Raw genomic sequence first — 24,675 nt, 5'->3', positions numbered from 1 at the left:
CGGGCGCCGGGCCCTGGGGCCGGGTGCGAGCCGGGGGTGCCTACTTGTTGAGGTTGCCCCAGAACTCGTCGAACGAGAGCAGCTTGTCCCTGTTGGTGTCCTGCGCGGCGATGACGGCCTCCGCCACGGACTCCGTGACGTTCCAGTCGCCCAGCTGGGCCATCGCGGTCTTGTACTCGGCCGCCGTGATGAAGCCGTCGCCGTCCGCGTCGAACCGCTCGAACGCCTTACGCGCTTCCTCGATGTCCGCCACTGGGTCCACCCCTTCTTGTCGCCTTGCTTGACGAAGGTCAGATTAACGGCCCGTGGCGGACGGCCGCGCCCCCGGCCCCGTCCGCACGCCCCGGCCGGGCGCGCGGCGGGGTGCGGGTCAGCGGAAGACCCCGGTGTGGCCCAGGGAGTAGCGGCCCGGCTGGGGGTAGACGGCGAGGCCGTGCGGGCCGGAACCGACCTTGATCCGGGCCAGTTGGGCGCCGGTACGGGTGTCGATGGCGTAGACCTCGGAGTCGTAGCGGCCGGAGAGCCACAGCACCTTGCCGTCGGCGGAGACACCGCCCATGTCGGGGCTGCCGCCGTCGGGCAGGCGCCACTTCTTGGCGACCTTCTTCCTTCCGAAGTCGAAGACGGAGACGGTGCCCTCGCCCCGGTTGGAGACGTACATCTCCTTCGAGTCGCGGCTGACGTACAGCCCGTGGCAGCCCTTGCCGGTGGGCAGCAGCTTCGGTTCCGCGAAGCTGTCGCCGTCCAGGACCCACATGCCGTGGGCCATCATGTCGGCGATGTAGAAGGTGGAGCCGTCGGGGGAGATCTTCACGTCCTGCGGCATGGCGCCCTTGAGGGGCAGTTTGCGCTGGGCGACCACCTTCATCTTCAGGGTGTCGACCTTGAGGAGTTCGCCGGAGAACTCGCAGGAGACGATGAAGTAGCGGCCGTCGATGGAGAAGTCCGCGTGGTTGACGCCGTAGCAGCTCACCGGTTCGGTCTTCTTGATCTTCATGGTGTGCGGATCACGGAAGACGAGCTGCCGGTCGAGGGACGCCATGACGACGGCGTGCTTGCCGTCGGGGGTGAAGTAGAGGTTGTACGGGTCGTGGACGGGGACGGCCTTGCCCGCCTTGCCGGTTCCCGGGTCGATCGGGGTGAGGGTGTGGCCGCGGTTGTTGTTGACCCACAGGGTCTTCAGGTCCCAGGACGGCACGACGTGCTGCGGCTGGTCGCCCACGTCGATCGTCTCGACGACCTTGTACGTCTCCGGGTCGATGACGCTGACCGTGCGGGAGCCGGTGTTGGGGACGTACACCCGGGACGGGAAGTCCTTGACCACCGGGGAGAGCGCGCCGGGCCGGTCGGCGGAGTAGAGGTCCTTCGGGTCGAGGACGGGCGGCATGCCCGGCAGGACATCGACCGCGCCCGCGGCGGGGGCCGGGGGCTGGGCGGCGCGCTCGGTGCCGGGCGGCGCGGCGCCCCGGTCACCGCCGTCGTCGCCGCAGCCGGCGAGGGCCACGAGGACGGCCGGGGCGAGCAGCGCCGCGGCGGCGCGCCGGGTCAGGTGCAGGGATACGGACATCAGGTCAGCAGCTCCGTGGTCGTCACCGCGCGCAGCCCGCGCCGGTGCAGTTCGTCGAGGAGGGCGGGCAGCGCGGCGACGGTGTCCGGGTACCCGAAGTGCAGGCTCACCACCGCCCCGGGCCGCGCCCCGTCCAGGACGGTCCGGACGACGGCGGGGGCGCCGGGTGAGGTGTGGTCGAGGGAGTCGACGCCGTAGGACAGGACGTGCGGGTAGCCCAGTGAGCGGGCGACCCGGGCCACCAGCGGGGACGCGCCCTGGGCCCGGGAGGGGCGGAACCAGGTGCCGGCCGAGCCGGTGAGGCGGCGCAGCCGGTCGGCGCAGCCCGCGATCTCGGCGCGGACCCCGTCCTCCGGCAGGGCGTTGACGTCGAGATGGCGCTGGGTGTGGTTGCCGAGGTCGTGGCCGCCGTCGAGGACCCGGCGGGCGATCGCGGGGTGGGCGTCGAGCCAGCTGCCGACGGCGAGCACGGTGAGCCGGGCGTCCGCGCGTTCGGCCTCGGTGAGCAGGGCGCGGGCGGTGGCGGGGTCGCCGCCGCCGTGGAAGGTGAGGGCGATCTCGGGGCGTGCGCCGGAGCCCTGGGTGATCTCGGCGGGGTGGCCGGGGAAGCGGCGCGGGCCGGGGGCGGGCCGCGCCGGGGGCGAGGGCGCGGCACCGGTTCCGGCGGCCGGGGGGCGGGGGGTGTGCGCGGGGGGAGCCGGTGCGCAGCCGGTGACCGCGGTGCCCGCCGCGAACAGGGCGGCACCCGCGCGCAGGGCCGTGCGGCGGTCGGGGGTCACGGGACCATTTAAGGGGCGGCGGAGCTGAATGCGTCCTGATCAACCCGGTTCGCTGGGATTGTCACCCATTGGCCCCGCTTTCACACCCCTCGTGAAGCATGCCGACATCCTGTCGATTGACCTGCACACAGGGAGTTCATCCGGTGTTTACCAGGTAAGTGGCCCATCTCACCAATGATTCACCCACCGATTGCCCCATTTTGCACACTTTCGCACCGATTCTTGCCTTTGGATCATCGGCCACGGTCTGCCATAGTCGGAACCACGACCCCCCTTGACCCGGGCCAAGGTCGCCCCAAGCAGCCGGGGACCACACCCCCAAAAGTGTTCCCGGTGCTCCACAGCAGCCCCCGCGAGACCGTACAACGGCGGATCGGGGGCTTCTGTGTACCCGGATACGTATCCGGGGGGCGGGGCGACGGGTGGGACTTCGGCAGGTCAGCGGTCGCAGACGCGCATCTCGAACCAGGTCGTCTTGCCGCGCGGCAGCAGGTCCACGCCCCAGCGGTCGGACAGTTTGTCCACGAGGAAGAGCCCGCGCCCCGACACATCGAGTTCGTGCACGGGCATCAGACAGGGGAGTCCGCGGGAAGGGTCCCGCACCTCGACCCTGATCCAGCCGCGCCGCCGCAGCATCCGTAACCCGAAGACCCGGGCGCCGGTATGACGGACCGCGTTGCCGACGAGTTCGGAGACGAGCAGCACGGTGTCCTCCGTGAGCTTCGGGGACAGCGCCCACTGCCGCAGCACCACCACCTGGGCGAGCCGCCGCGCCGACGCGGCCGACTCGGGACGGGACGGCAGCCGCACCTCGGCCTCCGTGGGATCACCGAACAACTCCACGGCGCGCAAAGCCTGTTCGTCCGCGACCGCCGGTGACCAGCGTGCCGCGGTCGTCCCCCCGGGCAGTCCCGGCTGTTCGATGCCCTCCAGCCCCGCCATACCCCCCATCATGGCCGTCCGGGGGCACCGCCGTGGCCGTTCCGGGGGAATCGGGTGGGCGTAACAGGCCCTGTCGCCGGGTCTGTTGGGCATATGCCGAGGACATTGATCATGTCCACGTACACCCGATGACCTGCAACGACCCCCCGTAGCCACGCGATCACCATGAGCCGCATACGTGATGCACTTAAGGCTGTCTTAAGGCTGCGACAAACCGCACCATCGGGGTACGGCCACGGCACCCCGTATCCCGGAGTCGCCCGTACGAGGGGGTTTCGGCGTCCGGGTCGACGCCCGGACGGCGCGGGACCGACCGGGCGCCGACCGACCGTCCGGACATCGGATCGACGGCATCGGGTCGACGGCATCGGGTCAACGGCGCCGGATCAATGGCGTCAGGCCGAACCGCGCCGGACCGATGGCGTCGCGCGCGTCAGAGGAACTCGGCCTTGCCCGGTCCCTCCTCGACGAAGCTGCGCATCCCGCGCTCGCGGTCCTCGGTGGCGAACAGACCGGCGAACCAGGTCCGCTCGATCGCGAGCCCCGTACCGATGTCGGTCTCCAGGCCCGCGTCCACCGACTCCTTCGCCGCGCGCAGCGCCAGCGCGGGGCCCTTGGCGAGCTTCGCGGCCCACGCGTGGGCCGCGGTGTACACCTCGGCGGCGGGCACCACCCGGTCCACCAGACCGATGGCCAGCGCCTCGTCGGCGCGGACATGACGGCCCGTGAAGATGAGGTCCTTGGCCTTCGACGGGCCGATCAGCCGGGCCAGCCGCTGGGTGCCGCCCGCGCCCGGGATCAGCCCGAGCAGGATCTCCGGCTGGCCCAGCTTGGCGTTGTCCCCGGCGATCCGGAAGTCCGCGCACAGCGCCAGTTCGCAGCCGCCGCCCAGGGCGTAGCCGGTGACCGCGGCGACCACGGGCTTGGGGATCCGGGCGACGGCCGTGAACGACTCCTGGAGGGCGCCGGACCTGCGGACCATCGCCGCGTGGTCCATGGCCTGCATCTCCTTGATGTCCGCGCCCGCCGCGAACACCTTCTCGCCGCCGTAGAGGACGACCGCGCGGATGTCGTCCCGTCCGGCCGCCTCCTCGGCGAGTTCCTTGATCCGGTCCTGGGCGGCGACGTCCAGGGCGTTCATCGGGGGCCGGTCCAGCCGGATCGTCCCCACACCTTCGGCGACCTCTAGATGCACAGTCATGCCCAGCAGGTTAGCGACCGTTCACCACCGGGACGCCGGTGCGGTTGCTCACACCGGTCGGGGCAGTGGTCGGGGCAGTGACCGCCTCAGCGGTCGGGACAGCGAACCGGTCGCCGGGTCGGTCGGCCGGCGAACCGGCCGCCGGGGCCGTCGGGCGGGTGGGTCGGCGGGCCGGGCCGGGCCGCGCACCCGTCAGCGGACCGCCGAGCCCGCGCGCCACTCGGCCCAGCCCATGTTCCAGCCACCGAGGCCGTTGTCCGCGGCCACCGTCCCGTCGTCGCTGCCCCGCACCTCGACCACGTCCCCGATCAGCGTGCGGTCGAAGAACCAGCCCGCGGGTGTGCTCGGGCTGCCGCCCTTCACATCCCGCAGCCCCACACAGCCATGGCTCACATTGGTCTTGCCGAAGACCCCGCCCGCCCAGTAGTTGCCGTGCAGGAACGTCCCCGAGGAGGTCAGCCGGATGGCGTGCGGCACGTCCGGGATGTCGTACTCACCGCCGAAACCGACCGTGCGGCTGTTCATCCGGGTCGTCTCGTGCATCTCCGTGACGACCATCAGACCGTTGTACGTGGTCGACTCCGGGGCGCCCGCGGTGATCGGGAGTGTCGCGAGGAGGTCCCCGGAGCGGCGGACCGTCATCGTGTGCCGCACCGCGTCCACGACGCTGATCTGCTCCCGGCCGACGGTGAACCCGAACGTCCGGTCCTGGAGCCCGTACACCCCGGGCGCCGCCTCCACGTCCCGCAGCCGCAGCGCGACGGTGACCTTCGTCCCCGGGCGCCAGTACTTCTCGGGCCGCAGATCCAGCCGTTCCTTGCCGAACCAGTGCGGGGCGACCTCGGCCGGGGGTTCGGCGGTGATCCGGACGGCGCGTTCCACGGCGGCCCGGTCGGTGACCGGACGGCTGAACTCCAGCGAGACGATCGTCCCGGTGCCGACCGTGGCACGGTTCTCCGGTGCGGAGTACGCGATGAACCGCTCCTCGGGCACCCGGGTACGGAAGGTGGTGTGCCGTGCGATCCGGCGGCCGTGGCCGTCCAGCGCCAGCGCGTCGACCGTGTACGCGGCGGCGGGCGCGAGCCGTTTCGCGGCGGGCTCCCAGCTGAGCCCGTCGGCGGAGATCCGCCCCGGCACCGGACGCCGGCCCGCGTCCTCGGACCTGACGACCCGTACGGACTCCAGCCGCCCGCCGGGCACCCGGACCAGCAGCCGCTCGTCCAGGGGGACGTCCCGTGCCGAGTCGTCCGGAGTCACGCGGATGGCGTCCTTCGGCGAGCGGGGTTCGCCGACCAGGCCGTCGGGTCCGCAGCCGGCCGTCGTGGCGAGCAGGAACCCGCTGAGGGCCAGGGCGACCAGGGACATTGCCGTGCGCGGGGCGCGTCTGAGGGGGGTCACGCCCCGACCAACGAGCGTCACCGCCGGGGGAAACGTAGGTGCGGGCCGCCCGGGGGAGGCGGGCGGCCGTGTCCGTGGGCCGCCGTTCGCGGGCGCACCCCCTCCGGTGCGGGAGGGGCGCGGCGGAGGGCTCGGTGCGCCGGGGTCCTAGGTCCAGGGGATGAGGGGGTGTGGGGCGAAACTCACTGGGACGAGTGGGCCCAAAACCGTAGGCTCGTGGTCGATGCCCAGTACACCCTCACCGGTCGAGCCGGTGGATACGCCCGGCTCACCGGTCCGCACCCTGCTGCGCCTGTGGCCCTACGTCCGTCCGGTCAGGGCGAGGTGGATCACGGCGGCCGTCGTCGCCGTGATCGCCTCGTGCATGTCCCTGGTCTTCCCCGTCGTCCTGAAGTGGATGATCGACGGACCGATCACGGACCAGGACCAGGCGGGGGTCTGGCTCGGCGCCCTGCTGCTGCTCGTCCTCGGCATCGCCGAGGCGCTGCTGTTCGGGTTCCGCCGCTGGCTGGTGGCCCGGCCGCTCGCCGGGGTCGAGGCGGCGATGCGGGCGGATCTGTACCGGCACCTCCAGCGGGTACCGGTGGCGTTCCACGACCGCTGGCCGTCCGGACAGCTGCTGTCACGGGGGACGACGGATCTGTCGGTGATCCGGATGTTCTTCGCGTTCCCGCTGACGTTCCTCCTGGTGAACGGGGTGACGATCCTCGCGGGCTTCGGACTGCTGCTGGCCCAGGACTGGACGCTCGGGCTGGTCCTCGTGCTGCCCGCGGTCCCGATGGTGCTGATCTGCTACCGCTTCGAGGGCAAGTACTCGGCGGCGGCCCGCACCTCGCAGGACCAGGTCGGTGACCTCACCACGGTGGTCGAGGAGAGCGTGCTCGGGGTGCGCGTCATCAAGGGCTTCGGCCGGCACCGCAGCCAGGCCCGCGCGTTCCGGGAGCTCAGTGGGCGGCTGCGGGGCACCGAGCTGACGAAGGCGCGGCTGCTGGCGACCCTGCTCGGCACCCTGACCGTCTTCCCCGAGATCGCGCTCGGCGCGGCACTGGTGGTCGGCACGGTGCAGGTGGCCGACGGGCAGCTGTCGGCGGGCACCCTGGTCGCGTTCCTGTCGACGGCGCTGGCGCTGCGCTGGCCGATCGAGTCCATGGGTTATCTGCTCGCGATGAGCCAGGAGGCGGCGACGGCCACCCGCCGCTACTTCGAGGCGATGGACGAGCCGGAGGAGGACTCCGGCGGGACGGCGGCCGTGCCGGACCCCGGGTCCGGTGACGGTATGCGGTTCACGGGTGTGGAGTTCCGCTACCCGGACGCGCCGCCCGGTTCCACGGCCGTGCTGGAGCGGATCGACCTGCATGTGCGGCAGGGCGAGACGATGGCGGTCGTCGGTGCCACGGGCAGCGGCAAGACGACCCTGACCGCGCTGGTGCCCCGGCTGCACGAGCTGACCGGCGGCCGGATCACGCTGGACGGGCAGGACATCACGGCGATGGACCGCGCCGAGCTGCGCGCCCTGGTGTCGGTGGCGTTCGAGGAGCCGACGCTGTTCTCGGCGTCCGTCGCGGAGAACGTCCGGATGGGCGCCGGACCGGACACGGCCGCCGGCCCCGGCGCCGACCCGGCGCTCACCCGGGCCCTCGGCGTCGCGCAGGCGGGCTTCGTCGCGGAGCTTCCCGACGGCCCGGCGACCGAGGTCGGCGAGCAGGGGCTCAGTCTCTCCGGCGGGCAGCGCCAGCGGCTCGCGCTGGCGCGGGCGGTCATCGGCGGGCCCCGCTTCCTCGTCCTGGACGATCCGCTGTCCGCGCTGGACGTGCACACCGAGGCCGCGGTCGAGGCCGCGCTGCGGGAGGTCCTCGGGCGGACCACGGCCCTGGTCGTGGCGCACCGCCCGTCGACCGTGCTGCTCGCGGACCGGGTGGCGCTGCTGTCCGGCGGGCGGGTCACGGCGGTGGGCACCCATCAGGAACTGCTGCGCGAGAGCGCCGAGTACCGGCATCTGATGTCGGGCGGTGACGGCCTTGCGGGGCCGAAGGGGGACGGGACCCGATGACGACGACGAGTGAACAGCCGCTGGCCCCGGACGAGGACCGGGGCCGCCGGGACGAACCGCCGCTCCCCGCGGCGTCCGGTCCTGGCGACGGGACCCGGGTCGACCCGTTCGACCAGGACGATCTGCCGACGCCCCGGGGCGCGACGGGCACCTTGCTGCGTTCACTGCTCGGCCCGCACCGCAAGCTGGTCGCCGTGACGGCGCTGTGTCTGCTCGTCCAGCAGGCGGCGGTGCAGTCGGGCCCGCTGATCGTGGCGTACGCGATCGACAGCGCGGTCCCCGCGTTCCGCGCCGACGACCACGGGCCGCTGATCGGTGTCGCGGTGGCCTATCTGGTCGCGGCGCTGCTGGGCAGTCTGCTGGTGTACGGCTTCATCCGGCTGTCCGCGCGGGTGAGCCAGGCGGTGCTGCTGGATCTGCGGGGCCGGATCTTCCGGCACGGGCAGGCGCTGAGCGTCGACTTCCACGACCGGTACACCTCGGGACGGCTGATCTCACGGGCCACCACGGATGTGGAGGCGCTGCGGGAACTGCTGGAGGAGGGCCTTCAGGAGCTGGTCGGTTTCGTCGTGTCGTCGGTGTACATCATGGCGATGCTGCTGTGGCTGGACCTCGGGATGGGGTCGGTGGCCGTGCTGTCGTTCGTCCCGCTGTACTTCGTGATGCGGTGGTACCGCAGGCGGGCGGCGCGGGTGTTCGCCGAGCGGTCGACGGCGATCGCCGGGGTGATCGTGAAGTTCGCGGAGACCCTGGGCGGTATCCGTCCGGTACGGGCGTTCCGCCGGGAGCGGGCCAACGACGAGCGGTTCGCGGTGCTCAACCGGCGCCATGAGCGGGCCAACGGTGACTCGCTGCTGGAGATGGCCCGCTATGTGACGCTGTCCCGGCTGATCGCCAACACGGCGGTGGCGGGGATGGTGCTGTGGGGCGGCTACCGGGTCGCGGGCGGCACGCTGGAACTGGGTGTGCTGGCGGCGGCGGTGCTGTACATCCGGCGGCTGTACGACCCGATCGACCGGCTGGCGATGTTCCTCAACTCGTACGAGTCGGCGAGCGCCTCGCTGAAGAAGATCGCCGGGCTGCTGCACCAGCGGCCCTCGGTGGCGGAACCGGCCGAACCCCGGACCCTGCCCGCGCGCGCCGACGGCCGGCCCGGCCGGGAGGTCGTCTTCGACGGGGTGAGCTTCGGCTACCGCACCGGCGGGGAGATCCTGCCGCGCTTCGACCTGCGGATACCCGCTGGTCAGACGGTCGCCGTGGTGGGTTCCACGGGTGCGGGCAAGTCGACGCTGGCGAAGCTGCTGGCCCGGTTCTACGACCCCAGCGAGGGGCGGGTCCTGCTCGACGGGACGGATCTGCGGGACCTCGCGGTGCCGGAGCTGCGCAAGGGGGTGGTGATGGTCACCCAGGAGGCGTTCCTGTTCTCGGGGACGGTCGCGGAGAACATCGCCATCGGCCGCCCGGACGCCACGCGCGCCGAGATCGAGGAGGCCGCGCGGGCGATCGGCGCGCACGAGTTCATCGTCGCCCTCCCGGACGGCTACGACACGGACGTCCGTAAACGGGGCGGGCGGATCTCGGCGGGTCAGCGTCAGCTCGTCGCCTTCGCGCGCGCGTTGCTGGCGGACCCGGCGGTGCTGATCCTGGACGAGGCGACCAGTTCCCTCGACATCCCCGGTGAGCGGGCGGTGCAGCGGGCGATGGACACGGTGTTGCGGGGGCGCACGGCCGTGGTCATCGCGCACCGGCTGTCCACGGTGGAGATCGCGGACCGGGTGCTGGTGATGGAACGGGGGCGGGTCGTCGAGGACGGCACGCCCGCGGAGCTCATCGCGGGGACGGGGGCGTTCGCGGGGCTGCATGCCGCTTGGCGGGAGAGCGTGGTCGGCTAGCCGCCTTCGCTTGCGCCTCCGGGTCCTGCCTCCTGCTGCCGCCCTTCGACCGCGGGTCGCCTTCGCTTGCGCTTCCGGGTCCTGCCTCCTGCTGCCGCCCTTCGACCGCGGGTCGCCTTCGCTTGCGCTTCCCAGGTCCGTCCGGCTGGGCCTACCTGTCCCTGTGCGGGTACGTCCGTGGGTGCGCAGTTCCCCGCGGGTCGCCTTCGCTTGCGCTTCCCAGGTCCGTCCGGCTGGGCGTACTTCGTTCCTGTGCCGTCGTTCGGTGGGGTGCGCAGTTCCCCGCGCCCCTTTGGGGCGCGTCCGGTCGGTTCTTCGGGTCGGTGCCGGTCGGGATTCTCCGTCCTCGATCCGACACGCTCGGTACGACGTCCGGTGACCCGACTGAAGAGCATCGGAGTCTGCGGGCAGAGATTCCCGCCCACCCCCTCCCGCAGCAGCGCGAGTCCGCGAGGAGGGGGCTTGAACCCCGACCCCGATTGCTGACAGCCCGCACCCTGACGACAGCCCCAGATGGGCGCCCCCAAAGGGGCGCGGGGAACTGCGCAAAATCGAGGACGGCCCGCACCCGAACAGCGACCGCAACGGGGCACCACCCAGGGGCGCGGGGAACTGCGCACCCACGGACGTACCCGCACGGGAACAGGTACGCCCAGGTGGGGAACCCCAGGGGCGCGGGGAACTGCGCGAGCAACCAAGGACCACCCGCACCCGAACGGGAACCGCAAGGGGCACAACCCCAGGGGCGCGAGGAACTGCGCACCCCACGAGCGACCCGCACAGGAACAAGTGCGCCCAGCCGGACAGACCCAGGGGCGCGAGGAACTGCGCACCCACGGACGTACCCGCACGGGAACAGGTACGCCCAGGTGAGGAACCCCAGGGGCGCGGGGAACTGCGCGAGCAACCAAGGACCACCCGCACCCGAACGGGAACCGCAAGGGGCACAACCCCAGGGGCGCGAGGAACTGCGCACCCACGAACGTACCCGCACAGGAACAAGTACGCCCAGGTGAGGAACCCCAGGGGCGCGAGGAACTGCGCGAGCAACCAAGGACCACCCGCACCCGAACGGGAACCCCAAGGGGCACAACCCCAGGGGCGCGAGGAACTGCGCACCCCACGAGCGACCCGCACAGGAACAAGTGGGCCCAGCCGGACAGACCTCGGAAGCGCAAGCGGAAGCGACCCGCCGGGGAAGGCTGCCCGGGCGGGCGGACGGACGGGCGTCAGGGGCCGTAGGCGCTGAGGAACGTGTCGACCGCTGCGGCGGCGATCTCCCGGCTCTCCGCGACGGAGATCCGCCGCGTACCGAGCCGCGTACGCAGCTCCAGCGGCCCCGTGAGCATCGCGAGCAACTGCTCCGCGGCCCGCGCGGGATCCGCGACCCGCAACCGCCCGGCGAGCGCGACCCGGGCGAGACGGTCGGCGAGCGCGTCCGCGATCCGTACGGCCGTGCGCCCGTGGACATCGACCACGAGGTCGGGGAACTCGGCGACCTGACCATGGGTGAGCCAGCGCAGCGCCACGGCCCGCTCGCCCCGGCAGACCTGGAGGAGCCGGTGCGCCACGTCCTCCAGCGCGGCCGGCAGGTCGTCCCCGGGCGCGCGCAGCCGGTCGAGCACGGCCACGCACTCGTCGGCGACCGTGTCCGCGGCGGTCTGCATCGCCTGCCGGAACAGGTTCTCCTTGTCGTGGAGGTGGTTGTAGACGGTCGGTTTGGCGACCCCCGCCTCCTGGGCGACCTCCTTGACGCAGGCCCCCGCGTACCCCCGGCGGGCGAACACGGTGAACGCGGCGGTGAGGATCGCCCGCCGTTTGTCGATCTGCCCGCTGCCGCCGCCCGCGGCGCCGGTGGTGGTCCGTCCGGCGCTGTCCGGTGTCGCTCGCCCCATGCCCGCATCGTAGCCCGGCGGCCTCGGAGACCTGAACCCGTGGGTTCAACTTCCCGGACTCCGGTGCTTTACTGATGAGGCCGACGAGATGAACCCACGAGTTCACTTCTTGGTGGGCTCATCCCCTACGAGGAGGTCTTTGACGTGATCGTCATCATTCTGCGCTTCAGCTTCCGGGACACGACCACCGAGGCGGAGCGGGAGGAGGCGCTGACCGCGATGCGGCGTACGGCGACCGTGGAGTCGACGGTGTTCGGCGTGGTCGGCAGGGACATCGGCGACCCGGCCGAGGGCTTCACCCACACGTACGGCGCGGCCGTCACGGACTTCGGCGCGCTGGAGCGCTACACGTACGACCCGGTACATCTCGCGGGCGACGACGTGATCCTGCCCCGGCTGTCCCGGCTCTCCGCGGTGCGGTTCTCCGACGATCCCGATCCCGCGCTGGTGGAGCGCATCAACGAGCTGCATCTGGAGAAGCGCGCCAGGTACCCCGAGTGGGACCGGCGGCTCGACGCGATCCCGGACACACGGCGCGGCTGAGGTGCCCGTACGGCGTGGGCGGTGGCCGGTGGGTCTACCAGCGCACCGGGACCCGCCGGTCGCCGTGGCCGAGGAAGCCGTCCAGGGCGAGCGTGGGGCAGCGGCGCAGCAGGGTGCCGATGACGACGCGGCCCTCCAGCCGGGCCAGCGGGGCGCCGAGGCAGTGGTGGACGCCGTGGCCGAAGGCGAGGTGTCCGCGGCGTTCGGCGGGCGGGCGGCGGATGTCGAAGCGGTCGGGTGCGGGGAACCTGCCGGGGTCGCGGTCCGCGTCGGCCAGGGCGATCAGCACGACGCCGCCCCGGGGGATCACCGTGCCGCCGATGCCGACGGGCGCGACGGCGACCCGGGGCGGGGCGGTGCCCACCGGGGCGTCGTAGCGCAGCATCTCCTCCACCGCTCCGGTGACCAGCGTGTCGGGGTCGGCGCGGAGCAGGGCCAGTTGGTCCGGGTGGGCGAAGAGGGCGCGGACGCCCTTGGAGATGAAGTTGACCGTGGACTCATGGCCCGCGATGAGCAGCAGGAAGGCCATGGAGAGCAGTTCGTCCTCGTCGAGCCGGTCGCCGTTCTCGTCCTCGGTGTGGATCAGCGCGCTGAGCAGGTCGTCGCCGGGGGCCGCGCGCTTCGCGGCGACGAGTCCGGAGAGATAGGGCACCGCCTCGGCCTGGGCGGCCCGCGCGGCCTCGGCGCTGGTGGGTGCGGCGACCTCGTCGGACCATCCCCGGAAGGCGTCCCGGTCCAGGTCGGGGATGCCGAGCAGTTCGCAGACGACGGTGAGCCGCAGCGGGTACGCGAGCGCGTCGACGAGGTCGGCGCGGCGGTCCGGGGCGGCGAGCATGGCGTCGAGGAGTGCGTCGGTGAGCCGCTGGACCCGGGGCTCCAGCGCGCCGACCCGGCGGGTGGTGAACTCCCTCGCCGCCAGCCGTCGCAGCCGGGTGTGGTCGGGGGGATCGCGCAGCAGCATATGGGCGTTCCCCGGGCCGTCGACGGGCGGCGGGGCGGGCAGCCCGGTGGCGATCGGGCCGTGCCGCCGCCAGTCGCGGCTGAGCGCGGGCGAGGTGAGCGCGGTTCGGCAGGCGTCGTATCCGACGACGATGAAGCGCACCAACACCGACTTCCTGGTGACGAGCAACATCCGCCGGGACGAGGTCAGCGGGGAGCGCGGCGACCCCGGCACCGAGGCGTGGATGCGGGGGCGGCGCGCGACCCAGAAGGGCATGGGCCCGGCCGCGCTCGCCGCGCACCGCGAGTGGCTGGCGGAGGAGACGGAACGGCTGATCGCCGGCTGGCGCGCCCGCTCCTCGGTGACCGATCCGGTCGCGGAGCTGGAGCGGCTCTCGGCGCGCTCCTTCACCCGCTTCTGCTTCGGCACCCGTGACCCCGGGGCGGCGGCCCGGCGCACCGGCGAACTGCTGGCCGCGCTCACCCCGATCATCAGCAGCCCCTTCCACTTCCCGCGCGCGATCCGCCGTTTCATGCCCCGCTACCGGCGCTCGGTGGACGCCCAGCGGACCCTGGAGCGGGAGTTGCGGCGGGCGCTCGACGCCCCGGGCGGGGGCGGGCTCGTCGAGTCGCTCGCGGACGCGGGGCTGGACCCCGAGGCGTCGGTGCGGATGCTGGTGTCCAACGGGCTGGCCTCCTACCGGGTCCCGGCGGCGGCCGTGACCTGGACCCTCGTCGCGCTGGCCCGGCACCCGGCGGTCGCCGACGAACTCGCCGGACGGCTGGGCCGCGCGCGGACGGGCGACGGAGCAGGTGACGCGGACGGGGACCCGCTGCTGGCGTGGACGATCGCCGAGTCGCTGCGGCTGTGGCCCCCGAACTGGCTGATCCTGCGGACCGCGAACGGCGAACAGAGCTGCGGCGGCTGGCGGTTGCCGCCCGGCGCCTCGGTGATCGTCTCGCCCTACGTGGTGCACCGGACGGCGCCCTCGTTCGCCGGTGACCCCGACACGTTCCGTCCGGAGCGGTGGTCCGGGATGAACCCGGGTCCCGGCGAGTACCTTCCGTACGGCATCGGCAGCCGCTGGTGCGTCGGCAAGGCGCTCGCCGATCTGGAGCTGACGACCATCGTCGCGGCCCTCGCCCGTGAGTTCCGCTTCTCGGTGCGGACGATGGCCGAGCGGCCGGACGTCCGGACCACCCTGCTCCCGGCGTCCCTGACCCTGGGCCTGCGGCCACGTTGAGGAGGGACTGCCCTCCCTCCGCCTGCGGCACGTTGAGCATGGGGCGGCGCCCCAGCCCGGGGCGCCCCCTCCCCCGGCACCCCGATCCGCACCCGACCGTTCACTTCCGGCCATGGGCGGGCCGGAAGCGCTCCCCCACCGAGGCGGCCCCCTCCGCCCCAAGCCCGGCGCACACCGGTCCGCCCCCGGTCCGCGGCACGACCCCCAGGGCCTCCGTCCGGCACCCCGGACGGCCGTCCGGTCAACGGACGCGCACCGCGCGGAGCTCGCGAACCGGACGGCGGGCGTCCCCCGTAGCGGCCTTCGGCGCGGTCCCGGCCCGAGGGCACGGCGTGCCGGGCCGAAGGCCGCCACCGCGCCCCGGCCCGTTCTCCGGTTACCGAACATGACCATCCGTGCAACGGACCATTTCGAGCCAAGATGATGACGCGCCCCTGACAAGTACGTCACCGAGGTGCCAGTCTTCCCCTCGGTCGCCCTGCCGCACAGCTCAGTCCCCCGACCCCGGGCACGGCGTCCAGGCACCTGGTGCTCGGCGGCACCACGTGCCACCGCACGGCACGACATATCCGCGCGACCGGCAACGACGGCGCCACCCCCCACCCTCTACCGCAACGCGTCGCCGTCCCACCCGCACCACCGCGCCACGGCCCCCACGCCCCCGCGTCGGCGGCCGTTCCTCCCCGGTCGGAGGAAGAACCGCGCGTCCACCGCACATGGTTCCGCCCCGCTCTGCCCGGACGGCCACCCGCCGACCGGTCCCCCTGGCCGTGCCCGACGGCGGCCACGCAGAAGGAGTCCGTGTTGAGACCCACCTCCCCCATACCCCCCACCTCCGGTTCCCGGCCCGTACGACGCCGTCGTGCGGCGACCGGGGGCGCGCTCGTCGCCGTCGCCGCGCTGCTGGCGGTCGCCGTGCAGAGCGGTGCCGCGACCGCCGCGCCCGAGGGACGGCCCCTGGCCGCGCCCACCAAGGCCGACCCGGGCTCGCTGCCCGCGCAGCTCTCCCCCGCCCAGCGTGCCGCGCTGATCCGCGCCGCCCAGGCGAAGTCGGCGCGGACCGCCGGGGAACTCGGCCTCGGGGCCAAGGAGAAGCTCGTCGTCCGGGATGTGATCAAGGACCGTGACGGCTCCCTGCACACCCGCTACGAGCGCACCTACGACGGACTGCCCGTCCTCGGCGGCGACCTCGTCGTGGACAGCGCGAAGTCCGGTGCCACGCAGGGTGTGACCAAGGCGTCCAAGTCGGCCCTGAAGGGCATCGCCGCCGACGCGGCGGTGAAGCCCGCCACCGCCGAGAAGCAGGCGCTGCGCGAGGCGAAGGCCGAGGGGTCGAAGAAGACCTCCGCCGACCGCGCCCCGCGCGAGGTCGTGTGGATGGCGTCCGGCAAGCCGGTCCTCGCGTACGAGACCGTCGTCGGCGGGTTCCAGCACGACGGCACGCCCAACGAGCTGCACGTCGTCACCGACGCGGCCACCGGCGCGAAGCTGTACGAGTGGCAGGCCATCGAGAACGGTGTCGGCAACACCCAGTACAGCGGCCAGGTCACCCTCGGCAGCACCCAGTCGGGCGGCAACTGGACGCTGACCGACGGGGCGCGCGGCAACCACCGCACGTACAACCTCAACCGGGGCACCACCGGCACCGGCACGCTGTTCTCGCAGACCAACGACACCTGGGGCGACGGCACCCCGGCGAACCTGTCGACGGCCGGCGCGGACGCGGCCTACGGTGCCGCCGAGACCTGGGACTACTTCAAGGAGGTCTACGGGCGCAGCGGCATCCGGGGCGACGGGGTCGGCGCGTACTCACGCGTCCACTACGGCAACAACTACGTCAACGCCTTCTGGTCCGACTCCTGCTTCTGCATGACGTACGGCGACGGCGCGGGCAACGCGAAGCCGCTGACCTCGCTGGACGTGGCCGCGCACGAGATGACCCACGGCATCACGTCGAACACCGCGGGCCTGATCTACAGCGGGGAGTCCGGCGGTCTGAACGAGGCCACCTCGGACATCTTCGCGGCGGCCGTGGAGTTCTACGCGAACAACACCTCCGACCCCGGTGACTACCTGGTCGGTGAGAAGATCGACATCCGCGGCAACGGCACCCCGCTGCGGTACATGGACCGGCCGAGCCGGGACGGCGCGTCCAAGGACTACTGGTACTCGGGCATCGGCTCGGTCGACGTGCACTACTCGTCGGGCCCGGCGAACCACTGGTTCTACCTGCTGTCCGAGGGCAGCGGTGCGAAGACCGTGAACGGCGTCGCGTACGACTCCCCCACCTCCGACGGACTGCCCGTCGCGGGGATCGGCCGGGACAAGGCCGCGCTGATCTGGTTCCGCGCGCTGACCACGAAGTTCACCTCGTCCACCAACTACGCGGGCGCCCGGACCGGGACCCTCGCGGTGGCCGGTGAGCTGTACGGGACGACGAGCCCCGAGTACCTGGCCGTCCAGCACGCGTGGGCCGGTGTCGCGGTCGGTGCCCGTCCCGGCACCGGCGAGCCGCCGACCGGCACGGTCTTCGAGAACACGGCCGATGTGGCCGTTCCCGACCGGGGCGCGGCCGTCACCTCGACGGTGAACGTGACCGGGCGCGCCGGCAACGCGCCGAGCAATCTGGCGGTCGGCGTGGACATCGTCCACACCTGGCGGGGCGACCTGGTGGTCGACCTGGTCGCACCGGACGGCACCGCGTACCGGCTGAAGAACTCCAGCTCCGGCGACTCGGCGGACAATGTCGCGGAGACGTTCACCGTCAACGCGTCGTCCGAGGTCGCCAACGGCGCCTGGAAGCTGCGGGTGCAGGATGTCGCGGCGCAGGACACGGGGTACATCAACAGCTGGAAGCTGACGTTCCCGTAGGACGTGACGCGTCGGTCGCGGGTCGGACACCGTCCCGCGACCGTACGGCTCCCCGACCCGTCCGTGCGGTCCCCCGCCCCTTTCCGGGGGCGGGGCCGCGCGGACGGGTCTTCCGGTGCCTGCCGCACCTGGTGCACCGCGGGTACGGGACAGATCCCCGGCTCCGGAACATGACGGGCGCCAAGAGCAGGGCCTCGGAAGGTGCGGGACGGGCGTACCGTGGAGGGAGACCGTCCACCACACGTGTAAGGCGGGGAACCATGGGCGCACTTGGTGACAACGTCCGCGACAAACGGTTGGCCGCCGGACTGACCCAGGAGACATTGGCGTACGCCGCCGGCTTGGCACCTTCCACAGTCGCCAAGCTGGAGCAGGGCGGAAGCGTTCGTATCGAGACGCTGCACAAACTCGCGAAGGCCCTGCACCTGAAGACGTCCGAGTTGATGGCCTCCAGCACTCCTCAGGCTGTCGGTTGCGGGGAGGTCTCGCCGGTCGGACTGGTCGGTTTGCGGAATGCCCTCACACCACCTGTCGGGCTGGAGGATCTCAGGCCCGAGGTCGCGGGGGCCCCTGATCTGGCGGCGCTTCGCGAGGTCGTTCGCGGGGGATCATCGTCCTACAACGCACTCAAGTTCGAGCCGATAGCCGCTCATCTCCCCCAAGTCGTCACGGACTCGAACTCAGCGGTCGCCCACTTCGACAACGGGCCCGAACGCGAGACGGCCTTGTCGATCCGTTCGGAAGCGTTGCTGTTGGCCGGGCGGTATCTGACCGCCGTGCGGCAGTTCGATCTCGCCTACTACGCGCTTTCCGGTGCCATTCACGACGCGCGCGCGGTGGACGACACACATACCGCGTCCATCGCCATCGGCATCATGTCCTGGCTCATGACGCGGCAGGGCCGTTTCGATGACGCCGAACGCCTCGCGATCGAGACGGCGGACCGCATCGAACCTCGAATCTCGCAAGCGACGCCTGAGCGATTGAGCTCCTGGGGCTGGCTGGCGCTGCACGCGGCTGCGGCGGCGATCCGGAACAACCGCGTGGAAGAAGCCGTGGCGGTCCGGCGCATCGCCGCGTCGGCCGCGTCCGCGCTGGGGAATCAGCCTGCTGGATCTGCCCGCTACGGCAGGTTCGACACGGCCGTCGTGGCGATGAAGAGCCTGGAGGACGAACTGATCAAGGACGGCGGAGATCCCTACCGCGTGATCGAGGAGTCCGCCGGGAAGGCACCCCTGTCCGACTTCTCCATGAGGGCCGCCGGCGTGTCCGAGACCGACAACGAGTGGAACCGGCATCGGCTGACGGTCGCGTCCGCCTGCGTGATGGTGGGCGATCACGACGGCGCGATGGACCGGCTGGTCCGCATCGAGTGCGACAACGCGGATTGGCTGAGGCACCAACGCCCCGCGCATGACGTGTTGCGGACGGTCGTGCGGGCACGCAAGCGGAAGCTCACCAGGGACATGCGCCGCTTGGGCGCCCTTCTGACGACCGACGCGTAACTGCCCCGCTCCGCGGTAGCTACCGCTCCGACCGGACGAGGCGGCCGGTGTGTCTGCTGCGTGACGTGACGGGCGACGGGCAGAGCGCTCAAGAAGTGCCGCTTTCCGCTCGTGAGCCCAACTCCACTTCTGGCTATGGTCGTTGCACTCGCATCCGCGAGAGACCCCCGCGACGGGGCGAACCGTCCGGGGGCGTGGCCATCAGCCTGAGGAGCTGTTGACGTGCCCAAGAATATCGGTCTGGTCTTCGAGTGCCTGTTGCGGGTGTTACTTCCACGGACGGCGCGACGCCCGGCCTGTGCCCTGGCGCTCCATGGTGCCGGGGTGTCGCCCCGCGTCATTCATGCTGTGGAGCTGTGGCGGTGACCGGCACGGAAGGGGCGATGTCCCCAGGGCCGGTGCGGCTGAGCGGCACCGGGTCGGTGCGGTTGCTGCCGTGGACGTCCACAGGCGGGAATCCGTGCTACCTCGTGACGGACGACGGTGACGGGTATCTGTCGAGGGTCGCGGACAGCGTGGAGGCCGTGCAGCTCGACATGGCGGCTCGGCTCCTCTCGCATGCCGAGGAGTTGGTACGGGAGCCGAAGGCGAGTGCGCGGGAGTTGCGGTATGTGGCGGCGCGGCTGGTGGAGTCGTTGCACGAGACGCTGCGAGTGGCGCGTAGTCGTGGGGGGGGCGATTGCCTCGGCCCGTCGAACCTTTCGCATCGCCGGGCGGCGACCCGGTTCCCGGCGATGGCGATGGCGATGACACGGAGCCAGGAGCGGGAGGGTGAGAGTGAGTGCGTCGGACACGTCGTCCCCGGTGCCGTGTGCGGCGTGCGTGTCGGCACGGATCATGGGGCGTCCCTGGAGCGCGCATGGGTGTCATGGGGTGACCCGGCTGCGCGTGGTGGGCGGGCGACCGCCATTGCGGATTTCCCACCTACGGCACGCGTGCCCGTGCTCGTGCTCCGGGGTCGGTGCCGCCCGGTGAACCGCCAAGGCCAGGCCGCGTGGCCCGCCTGCCGCTGCCCGACCTGCCGCGTGGAGCCGATGCGGCTGGTCCCGTAGCAGCCCGCGAACAGGATCCTCCGCCCGCAGCCACCAACCGGGTTCCCTGCGGCCTTGAGGTCACGCCGCCTCGTGGTGCCGCGCGGTTCCCCGCGTTCCTTGGTGCGTGCACCTGAACGTACGTGTTCCCCGCGCCCCGATCAGGGGCGCGGGGAACCCGCACCCCGTGCCACCCGTCCGGGAACACGTACGGCCAGCGGTCCGGACCCCGGGGCGCCCGAAGCACACGCCGTACCGCGCCCCGTACCGCTCGCCGCGCCGGACGGCGTCAGCGGAGGAGGACGCCCGAGCCGTCGGACTTCGTGGTGACGGGGACGGCCACCAGGCCCAGTTCCGCCCCGGACGCCAGCAGCGGATGTGACGGGAGGATGCGGACCGTGTACCCGAACGGGCCGGTGCGGTCGAGGGCGAGTTCTCCCTCGAACACCCAGCGGCCCTCCAGGTCCGGGCCGCCCACGGACTTCAGCGCGACCGCCGACGCGTCCGCGATCCGGTCGTCGGGGTCGACCCGGCCCGCGACCGCCTGGACCTCCACGTCCTCGGGGCCCAGTTCCCCGAGCCGCACCCGGACCCGGAGGGTGAGGCTCGCCCCCAGTTCCGGCGCGGACGGCGCGCCGGACGGCTCGACATGGTCGACCCGGACCCGTGGCCACCCCGCCCGGACCCGCGCCTTCCACTCCGCGAGCCCCCGCGCCGCGTCGTCCCGCAGCTCCCGGTGCGCGGCGGCGGCGGGAACGTACAGCCGCTCCACGTACTCGCGGACCATCCGCCCCGCCAGCACCTTCGGGCCGAGCCGGGTGAGGGTCTCGCGGACCATCGCGATCCAGCGGTCGGGCAGCCCCTCGGGCCCGCGCTCGTAGAAGCGCGGGGTGATCCGCCGCTCCAGCAGGTCGTACAGGGCGCGCGCCTCCAGGTCGTCCCGGCGCTCCGGGTCGGTGGTGTCGCCGTCGGCAGTGGGGATCGCCCAGCCGAAGTCCGGCGCGAACCACTCGTCCCACCAGCCATCGAGGACGGAGAGGTTCAGGCAGCCGTTCAGCGCCGCCTTCATCCCGGAGGTCCCGCACGCCTCCAGCGGACGCAGCGGATTGTTGAGCCAGACGTCGCAGCCGGGGTACAGCTTCTTCGCCATCGCCATGCCGTAGTCGGGCAGGAACACGATCCGGTGCCGCACCCGGGGGTCGTCGGTGAACCGGACGAGTTCCTGGATCAGCCGTTTGCCGCCGTCGTCGGCGGGATGCGCCTTGCCCGCGACGACGACCTGCACCGGCCGTTCGGGGTGCAGCAGCAGCCGGGTGAGCCGGTCCCGGTCGCGCAGCATCAGGGTGAGCCGTTTGTACGAGGGGACCCGGCGGGCGAAGCCGATGGTCAGGATGTCCGGGTCGAGGACGGAGTCGATCCAGCCGAGCTCCGCGTCGGCCGCGCCGCGCTGCCGCCAGGACCGGTACAGCCGCTCGCGGACCTCGCCGACGAGCCCGGCGCGCAGGGTGCGGCGCAGCTCCCAGATGTCGGGGTCGGGGATCTCGGCGACGGCGTCCCAGCGGGTGCCCTCACCGACGCTCAGCGCGTCCTCGGTACGGCGTGCCCCGAGCTGCCGGGCGCTGACCCGGATCACCTCCGGCGCGACCCAGGTCGGCGCGTGGACACCGTTGGTGACGGAGGTGATGGGCACCTCCTCGGCGTCGAATCCGGGCCACAGCCCGGAGAACATCTCCCGGCTGACCCGTCCGTGCAGCACGGAGACACCGTTGGCCCGCTGGCCGAGCCGCAGTCCCATCACGGCCATGTTGAACAGTCCGGGCTCACCCCCGGGGTACGTCTCCGTCCCCAGCCGCAGCACCCGTTCCGCGTCGATGCCGGGGAGTTCGGCGTCGGCGCCGAAGTGCCGGGCGATCAGGTCCCGGTCGAAGCGGTCGATCCCGGCGGGGACGGGGGTGTGCGTGGTGAAGACGGTTCCCGCGCGGACGGCCTCCAGCGCCGCGTCGAAGCCGAGGCCGCGCGTCACATGTTCGTGGATGCGCTCGACGCCGAGGAACCCGGCGTGCCCCTCGTTGGTGTGGAACACCTCCGGCGCGGGATGCCCGGTGAGCCGGCAGTACGTGCGCACCGCGCGGACCCCGCCGATCCCGAGCAGCATCTCCTGGAGCAGCCGGTGTTCGCTGCCGCCGCCGTAGAGCCGGTCGGTGACCTCGCGTTCCCCGCGGTCGTTCTCCTCCATGTCCGAGTCCAGCAGCAGCAGCGGCACCCGGCCGACCTGGGCGACCCAGACCCGGGCGTGCAGGCTCCGGCCGCCGGGCAGCGCGAGCACCAGGTGCGCGGGGGTGCCGTCGGCCTCCTTGAGGACGGTCAGCGGCAGCTCGTCGGGGTCGAGGACCGGATAGTGCTCCTGCTGCCAGCCGTCCCGGGAGAGGGACTGGCGGAAGTAGCCGTGCCGGTAGAGGAGGCCGACACCGATGAGCGGGACCCCGAGGTCGCTCGCCGCCTTGAGGTGGTCCCCGGCGAGGATGCCGAGGCCGCCGGAGTACTGCGGCAGGGCGGCGGTGATGCCGAACTCGGGCGAGAAGTAGGCGATGGCGGCCGGGGGTTCGCCGGGCTGGCGCTGGTACCAGCGCTCGCCCTCGGTGTACTCGCGCAGCTCGGCGGCGCACACGGCGAGCCGCTCCAGGAAGCCGGGGTCGGCGGCGAGCCCGGTGAGCCGGTCCGGGGCCACGGTGCCGAGCAGCCGTACGGGGTCGCCGTGGGCGGCGTCCCAGCCCTCGGGGTCCAGGGAGCGGAACAGTTCACGGGTCCCGTCGTGCCAGGACCAGCGCAGGTTCCGGGCCAGTTCGTTCAGTGGGGCGAGCGGCCCGGGGAGTACGGGTCGGACGGTGATGCGACGGATGGCCTTCACGTTTCCACCTTCGCAGGGAACGCAGGAGGGAAGCCGCGCGTCCGGCTGCGGGCTCCACGTCAAGCTTCGAAGGTATCGGCGCGCGCGCCGCGTCGGTCACGGCGCACAGGGGCCCGTCCGCGTGTCACACGTCCGGACCCGTAGGAGGGCTCCCCGGCGGACCGGGGCGGGACGGGAAGGACGCGGTCCAGGGCGGGTCAGGCCCAGTCGCCGCCGCGCATCGCCGGGTCGCAGAGCTCGACCACGACCTCGCCCGCCGTGACATCGGTGTCCGCCTCGGCCGTGTAGCGGACGCGCGCCCCGATCCACACCAGATGCGGTTCGGCGCCGACGACCCGGCAGCGGTACAGGAATCCCTCGGGGAACCTGATGAGCGACTCGTTGCGGGCGAGCCGGGTGTACCGGTGCACGACGGAGGAACGGACGACGACCCCCTCGCCGGTGCTGCGCTCGTTCTCCAGGTCGCTGGAGGCGCAGACCGGGCAGAGCAGCCGCCGGAAGGACGGCGTACCGCACCAGCGGCAGCGCTGATAGGTGAGACCGACGTCCTCGCGGGTGACTGTCGCGGTGTCGGTTCCGGGCTGGGACATGAGGGACCCCCTGCGCTCGGCTCGGGTGCGCACCGGCTCGCGCCGACGCATCGGCACCATATGACACTGAGTGCCGAAAGGCTAGGTACTGAGTGTCAGGATTTTCGGACACTCCGCCAAAAAGGCCCCTGACCTGCCCATTCGCCGCCGCCCATATCCCGCGCGCGCACCCGTGACCCGTTCCCCGCCCCGGGTTCAGCCATCCTCCAGCGCCGACTCGATGCGCTGGACCACCCGCCACAGGGGCGCGTTCCGCTTGGCGACGACCACGATCACGTCGTCCCCGTCGCCGCCTTCGCCCCCGGCGTCACCGTCACCGCGCCGGTCGCCGCCCGCCCCGGGACCCGTACCGCTTTCCGTGCCGCCGCCGTCCGCGCCGGTACGTTCGTCCGGGCGCGCCGCCAGGGCCGCGTCCGCCGGGTGGCCGTCCCACGACACCTGGCCGGACTCGGTCCACACCCGCAGGACGAGGTCCAGCGCGTGGTCCACCTCGGCGTCCGGATGCCCCTCGCCGCCCGAGCGCAGCCAGGTGCGCAGTCCGTTGTTGTGGGCGGCGACCACCGCCGCCGCGATCATCTCCGCGCGCAGCGCCCCGTCCCGGGAGGTCCCGTACCGGCCGCGCAGATAGCTCGCGAGGGTCACCTCGTAGCGGCGGACCACGGACAGCTCGTACGTCCGCAGCCCCGGCACCTCACGGGTGAGGCGGTAGCGCTGGACGGAGAACTCCGGGTTCGTCGCGTACAGCCGCAGCACGAGCCGGGCGGCGTCGCAGACCCGGGCGACCGGGTCGCCGCCCGGGTGGTCCGCGAGGAAGGTCCGCATGTCGGCGAGGCACCGCTCATGGTCCGGGAAGACCGCGTCGTCCTTGGACGGGAAGTAGCGGAAGAAGGAGCGGCGGCCCACGCCCGCGCGCGCCACGATGTCGTCCACGGTCGTCTGCTCGAAGCCCCGCTCCATGAAGAGCTGGAAGGCGGCCTCGGCCAGCGCCTCCCGCATCGGGGTCTTCCCCTCACGGGTCGGCGCGGGGCCGGTCGTGGCGTCGTCTGCGTCTGCGGTCATGCCGGGAACGTAACACCGCGACCCCCCATTTGGCACTAGGTACCTTTACAGAGGGTACTCAGTACCATAATGTCGAACGCATCCATCTCACCAGGAGGAGTTCGGTATGACTCTCAAGATTGTCGTGTGTGTGAAGTATGTGCCGGATGCTTCGGGTGAGCGGGGGTTTTCGGGGGATTTGACGGTGGATCGTGTGGGTGTGGACGGTTTGTTGTCGGAGTTGGACGAGTATGCGGTGGAGCAGGCGTTGCGGGTTGCTGA

At 72.3% G+C, this 24,675-nt stretch carries 17 protein-coding genes and 1 pseudogene; 7 read left to right on the top strand and 11 right to left on the bottom strand.

Annotation, left to right across the window (positions count from 1 at the left end; genetic code table 11):
- Window positions 1-40 precede the first annotated feature (40 nt).
- The 6 genes from AB852_RS28630 to AB852_RS28600 form a co-directional block, all read right to left on the bottom strand.
- On the bottom strand, window positions 41-253 hold the full coding sequence (locus AB852_RS28630; RefSeq protein ID WP_073793126.1) for an EF-hand domain-containing protein: 213 nt from the start codon (window positions 251-253) through the stop codon (window positions 41-43).
- 117 nt (window positions 254-370) lie between these two features.
- Window positions 371-1,567: a YncE family protein gene (locus tag AB852_RS28625; RefSeq protein WP_073793125.1), complete on the bottom strand. Its 1,197-nt coding sequence runs from the start codon at window positions 1,565-1,567 to the stop codon at window positions 371-373.
- A complete protein-coding gene (locus AB852_RS28620) occupies window positions 1,567-2,346 on the bottom strand; it encodes a polysaccharide deacetylase family protein (protein WP_073793124.1) in 780 nt (259 codons plus the stop codon). Before AB852_RS28620 ends, AB852_RS28625 begins: the two co-directional genes overlap by 1 nt.
- A 438-nt stretch (window positions 2,347-2,784) precedes the next feature.
- Window positions 2,785-3,288: an ATP-binding protein gene (locus AB852_RS28615; protein ID WP_073793123.1), complete on the bottom strand. Its 504-nt coding sequence runs from the start codon at window positions 3,286-3,288 to the stop codon at window positions 2,785-2,787.
- Window positions 3,289-3,721: 433 nt separating this feature from the next.
- A complete protein-coding gene (locus tag AB852_RS28610) occupies window positions 3,722-4,489 on the bottom strand; it encodes an enoyl-CoA hydratase/isomerase family protein (RefSeq protein ID WP_073793122.1) in 768 nt (255 codons plus the stop codon).
- Window positions 4,490-4,681: 192 nt separating this feature from the next.
- Window positions 4,682-5,854, bottom strand: coding sequence for a L,D-transpeptidase (locus tag AB852_RS28600; RefSeq protein ID WP_073793120.1), 1,173 nt, complete (start codon window positions 5,852-5,854; stop codon window positions 4,682-4,684).
- A gap of 256 nt (window positions 5,855-6,110) precedes the next feature.
- Here AB852_RS28600 and AB852_RS28595 point away from each other — a divergent pair, with 256 nt between their 5' ends.
- Window positions 6,111-7,937, top strand: a complete 1,827-nt coding sequence (locus AB852_RS28595; RefSeq protein ID WP_073793119.1) for an ABC transporter ATP-binding protein — start codon at window positions 6,111-6,113, stop codon at window positions 7,935-7,937.
- Window positions 7,934-9,829: an ABC transporter ATP-binding protein gene (locus AB852_RS28590; protein WP_073793118.1), complete on the top strand. Its 1,896-nt coding sequence runs from the start codon at window positions 7,934-7,936 to the stop codon at window positions 9,827-9,829. Before AB852_RS28595 ends, AB852_RS28590 begins: the two co-directional genes overlap by 4 nt.
- Before the next feature lie 1,229 nt (window positions 9,830-11,058).
- On the opposite strand, the gene AB852_RS28585 is transcribed toward AB852_RS28590, so the two are convergent.
- Window positions 11,059-11,724: a TetR/AcrR family transcriptional regulator gene (locus AB852_RS28585; RefSeq protein WP_073793117.1), complete on the bottom strand. Its 666-nt coding sequence runs from the start codon at window positions 11,722-11,724 to the stop codon at window positions 11,059-11,061.
- A gap of 144 nt (window positions 11,725-11,868) precedes the next feature.
- On the opposite strand from AB852_RS28585, the gene AB852_RS28580 reads away from it, so the two are divergent.
- Window positions 11,869-12,267: a Dabb family protein gene (locus tag AB852_RS28580; RefSeq protein WP_073793116.1), complete on the top strand. Its 399-nt coding sequence runs from the start codon at window positions 11,869-11,871 to the stop codon at window positions 12,265-12,267.
- Between the two features lie 34 nt (window positions 12,268-12,301).
- On the opposite strand, the gene AB852_RS28575 is transcribed toward AB852_RS28580, so the two are convergent.
- Entirely contained in the window at window positions 12,302-13,372 is a 1,071-nt protein-coding gene (locus AB852_RS28575; RefSeq protein WP_245876959.1) for a cytochrome P450 family protein, read from the bottom strand.
- On the opposite strand from AB852_RS28575, the gene AB852_RS28570 reads away from it, so the two are divergent.
- From AB852_RS28570 to AB852_RS28560, 3 genes are all read left to right on the top strand, one after another.
- A complete protein-coding gene (locus AB852_RS28570; RefSeq protein WP_073793114.1) occupies window positions 13,359-14,450 on the top strand; it encodes a cytochrome P450 in 1,092 nt (363 codons plus the stop codon). The two genes, AB852_RS28575 and AB852_RS28570, sit on opposite strands and share 14 nt — an antisense overlap.
- A gap of 804 nt (window positions 14,451-15,254) precedes the next feature.
- A complete protein-coding gene (locus AB852_RS28565) occupies window positions 15,255-17,321 on the top strand; it encodes a M4 family metallopeptidase (RefSeq protein WP_079184996.1) in 2,067 nt (688 codons plus the stop codon).
- A gap of 260 nt (window positions 17,322-17,581) precedes the next feature.
- Window positions 17,582-18,826 carry a helix-turn-helix domain-containing protein gene (locus AB852_RS28560; protein ID WP_073793113.1) on the top strand — a complete coding sequence of 415 codons (1,245 nt, stop codon included), beginning with the start codon at window positions 17,582-17,584 and terminating at the stop codon, window positions 18,824-18,826.
- Window positions 18,827-20,146: 1,320 nt separating this feature from the next.
- Here AB852_RS28560 and glgP read toward each other — a convergent pair.
- The 3 genes from glgP to AB852_RS28540 form a co-directional block, all read right to left on the bottom strand.
- Window positions 20,147-22,765 carry an alpha-glucan family phosphorylase gene (glgP, locus tag AB852_RS28550; protein ID WP_073793111.1) on the bottom strand — a complete coding sequence of 873 codons (2,619 nt, stop codon included), beginning with the start codon at window positions 22,763-22,765 and terminating at the stop codon, window positions 20,147-20,149.
- A gap of 197 nt (window positions 22,766-22,962) precedes the next feature.
- Window positions 22,963-23,355 carry a zinc ribbon domain-containing protein gene (locus AB852_RS28545; protein ID WP_073793110.1) on the bottom strand — a complete coding sequence of 131 codons (393 nt, stop codon included), beginning with the start codon at window positions 23,353-23,355 and terminating at the stop codon, window positions 22,963-22,965.
- A 195-nt stretch (window positions 23,356-23,550) separates the two neighbouring features.
- Window positions 23,551-24,351 carry a TetR family transcriptional regulator gene (locus AB852_RS28540; protein WP_073793109.1) on the bottom strand — a complete coding sequence of 267 codons (801 nt, stop codon included), beginning with the start codon at window positions 24,349-24,351 and terminating at the stop codon, window positions 23,551-23,553.
- 169 nt (window positions 24,352-24,520) lie between these two features.
- On the opposite strand from AB852_RS28540, the pseudogene AB852_RS28535 reads away from it, so the two are divergent.
- Window positions 24,521-24,675, top strand: a pseudogene (locus tag AB852_RS28535) (electron transfer flavoprotein subunit beta); the annotation flags it as partial.

Source organism: Streptomyces uncialis (assembly GCF_001905345.1).
Classification (GTDB): domain Bacteria; phylum Actinomycetota; class Actinomycetes; order Streptomycetales; family Streptomycetaceae; genus Streptomyces; species Streptomyces uncialis.
The sequence above is the reverse complement of the archived record's forward strand: the minus strand, read 5'-3'. Positions and strand labels throughout refer to the sequence as shown.

What these genes read in the sequence shown, in the direction of transcription:
- AB852_RS28625 (WP_073793125.1), bottom strand. Translation starts at nt 1,567, where the DNA reads ATGTCCGTATCCCTGCACCTGACCCGGCGCGCCGCCGCGGCGCTGCTC.
- AB852_RS28615 (WP_073793123.1), bottom strand. Translation starts at nt 3,288, where the DNA reads ATGGCGGGGCTGGAGGGCATCGAACAGCCGGGACTGCCCGGGGGGACG.
- AB852_RS28610 (WP_073793122.1), bottom strand. Translation starts at nt 4,489, where the DNA reads ATGACTGTGCATCTAGAGGTCGCCGAAGGTGTGGGGACGATCCGGCTG.
- AB852_RS28600 (WP_073793120.1), bottom strand. Translation starts at nt 5,854, where the DNA reads ATGTCCCTGGTCGCCCTGGCCCTCAGCGGGTTCCTGCTCGCCACGACG.
- AB852_RS28595 (WP_073793119.1), top strand. Translation starts at nt 6,111, where the DNA reads ATGCCCAGTACACCCTCACCGGTCGAGCCGGTGGATACGCCCGGCTCA.
- AB852_RS28590 (WP_073793118.1), top strand. Translation starts at nt 7,934, where the DNA reads ATGACGACGACGAGTGAACAGCCGCTGGCCCCGGACGAGGACCGGGGC.
- AB852_RS28585 (WP_073793117.1), bottom strand. Translation starts at nt 11,724, where the DNA reads ATGGGGCGAGCGACACCGGACAGCGCCGGACGGACCACCACCGGCGCC.
- AB852_RS28570 (WP_073793114.1), top strand. Translation starts at nt 13,359, where the DNA reads ATGAAGCGCACCAACACCGACTTCCTGGTGACGAGCAACATCCGCCGG.
- AB852_RS28560 (WP_073793113.1), top strand. Translation starts at nt 17,582, where the DNA reads ATGGGCGCACTTGGTGACAACGTCCGCGACAAACGGTTGGCCGCCGGA.
- AB852_RS28545 (WP_073793110.1), bottom strand. Translation starts at nt 23,355, where the DNA reads ATGTCCCAGCCCGGAACCGACACCGCGACAGTCACCCGCGAGGACGTC.
- AB852_RS28540 (WP_073793109.1), bottom strand. Translation starts at nt 24,351, where the DNA reads ATGCGGGAGGCGCTGGCCGAGGCCGCCTTCCAGCTCTTCATGGAGCGG.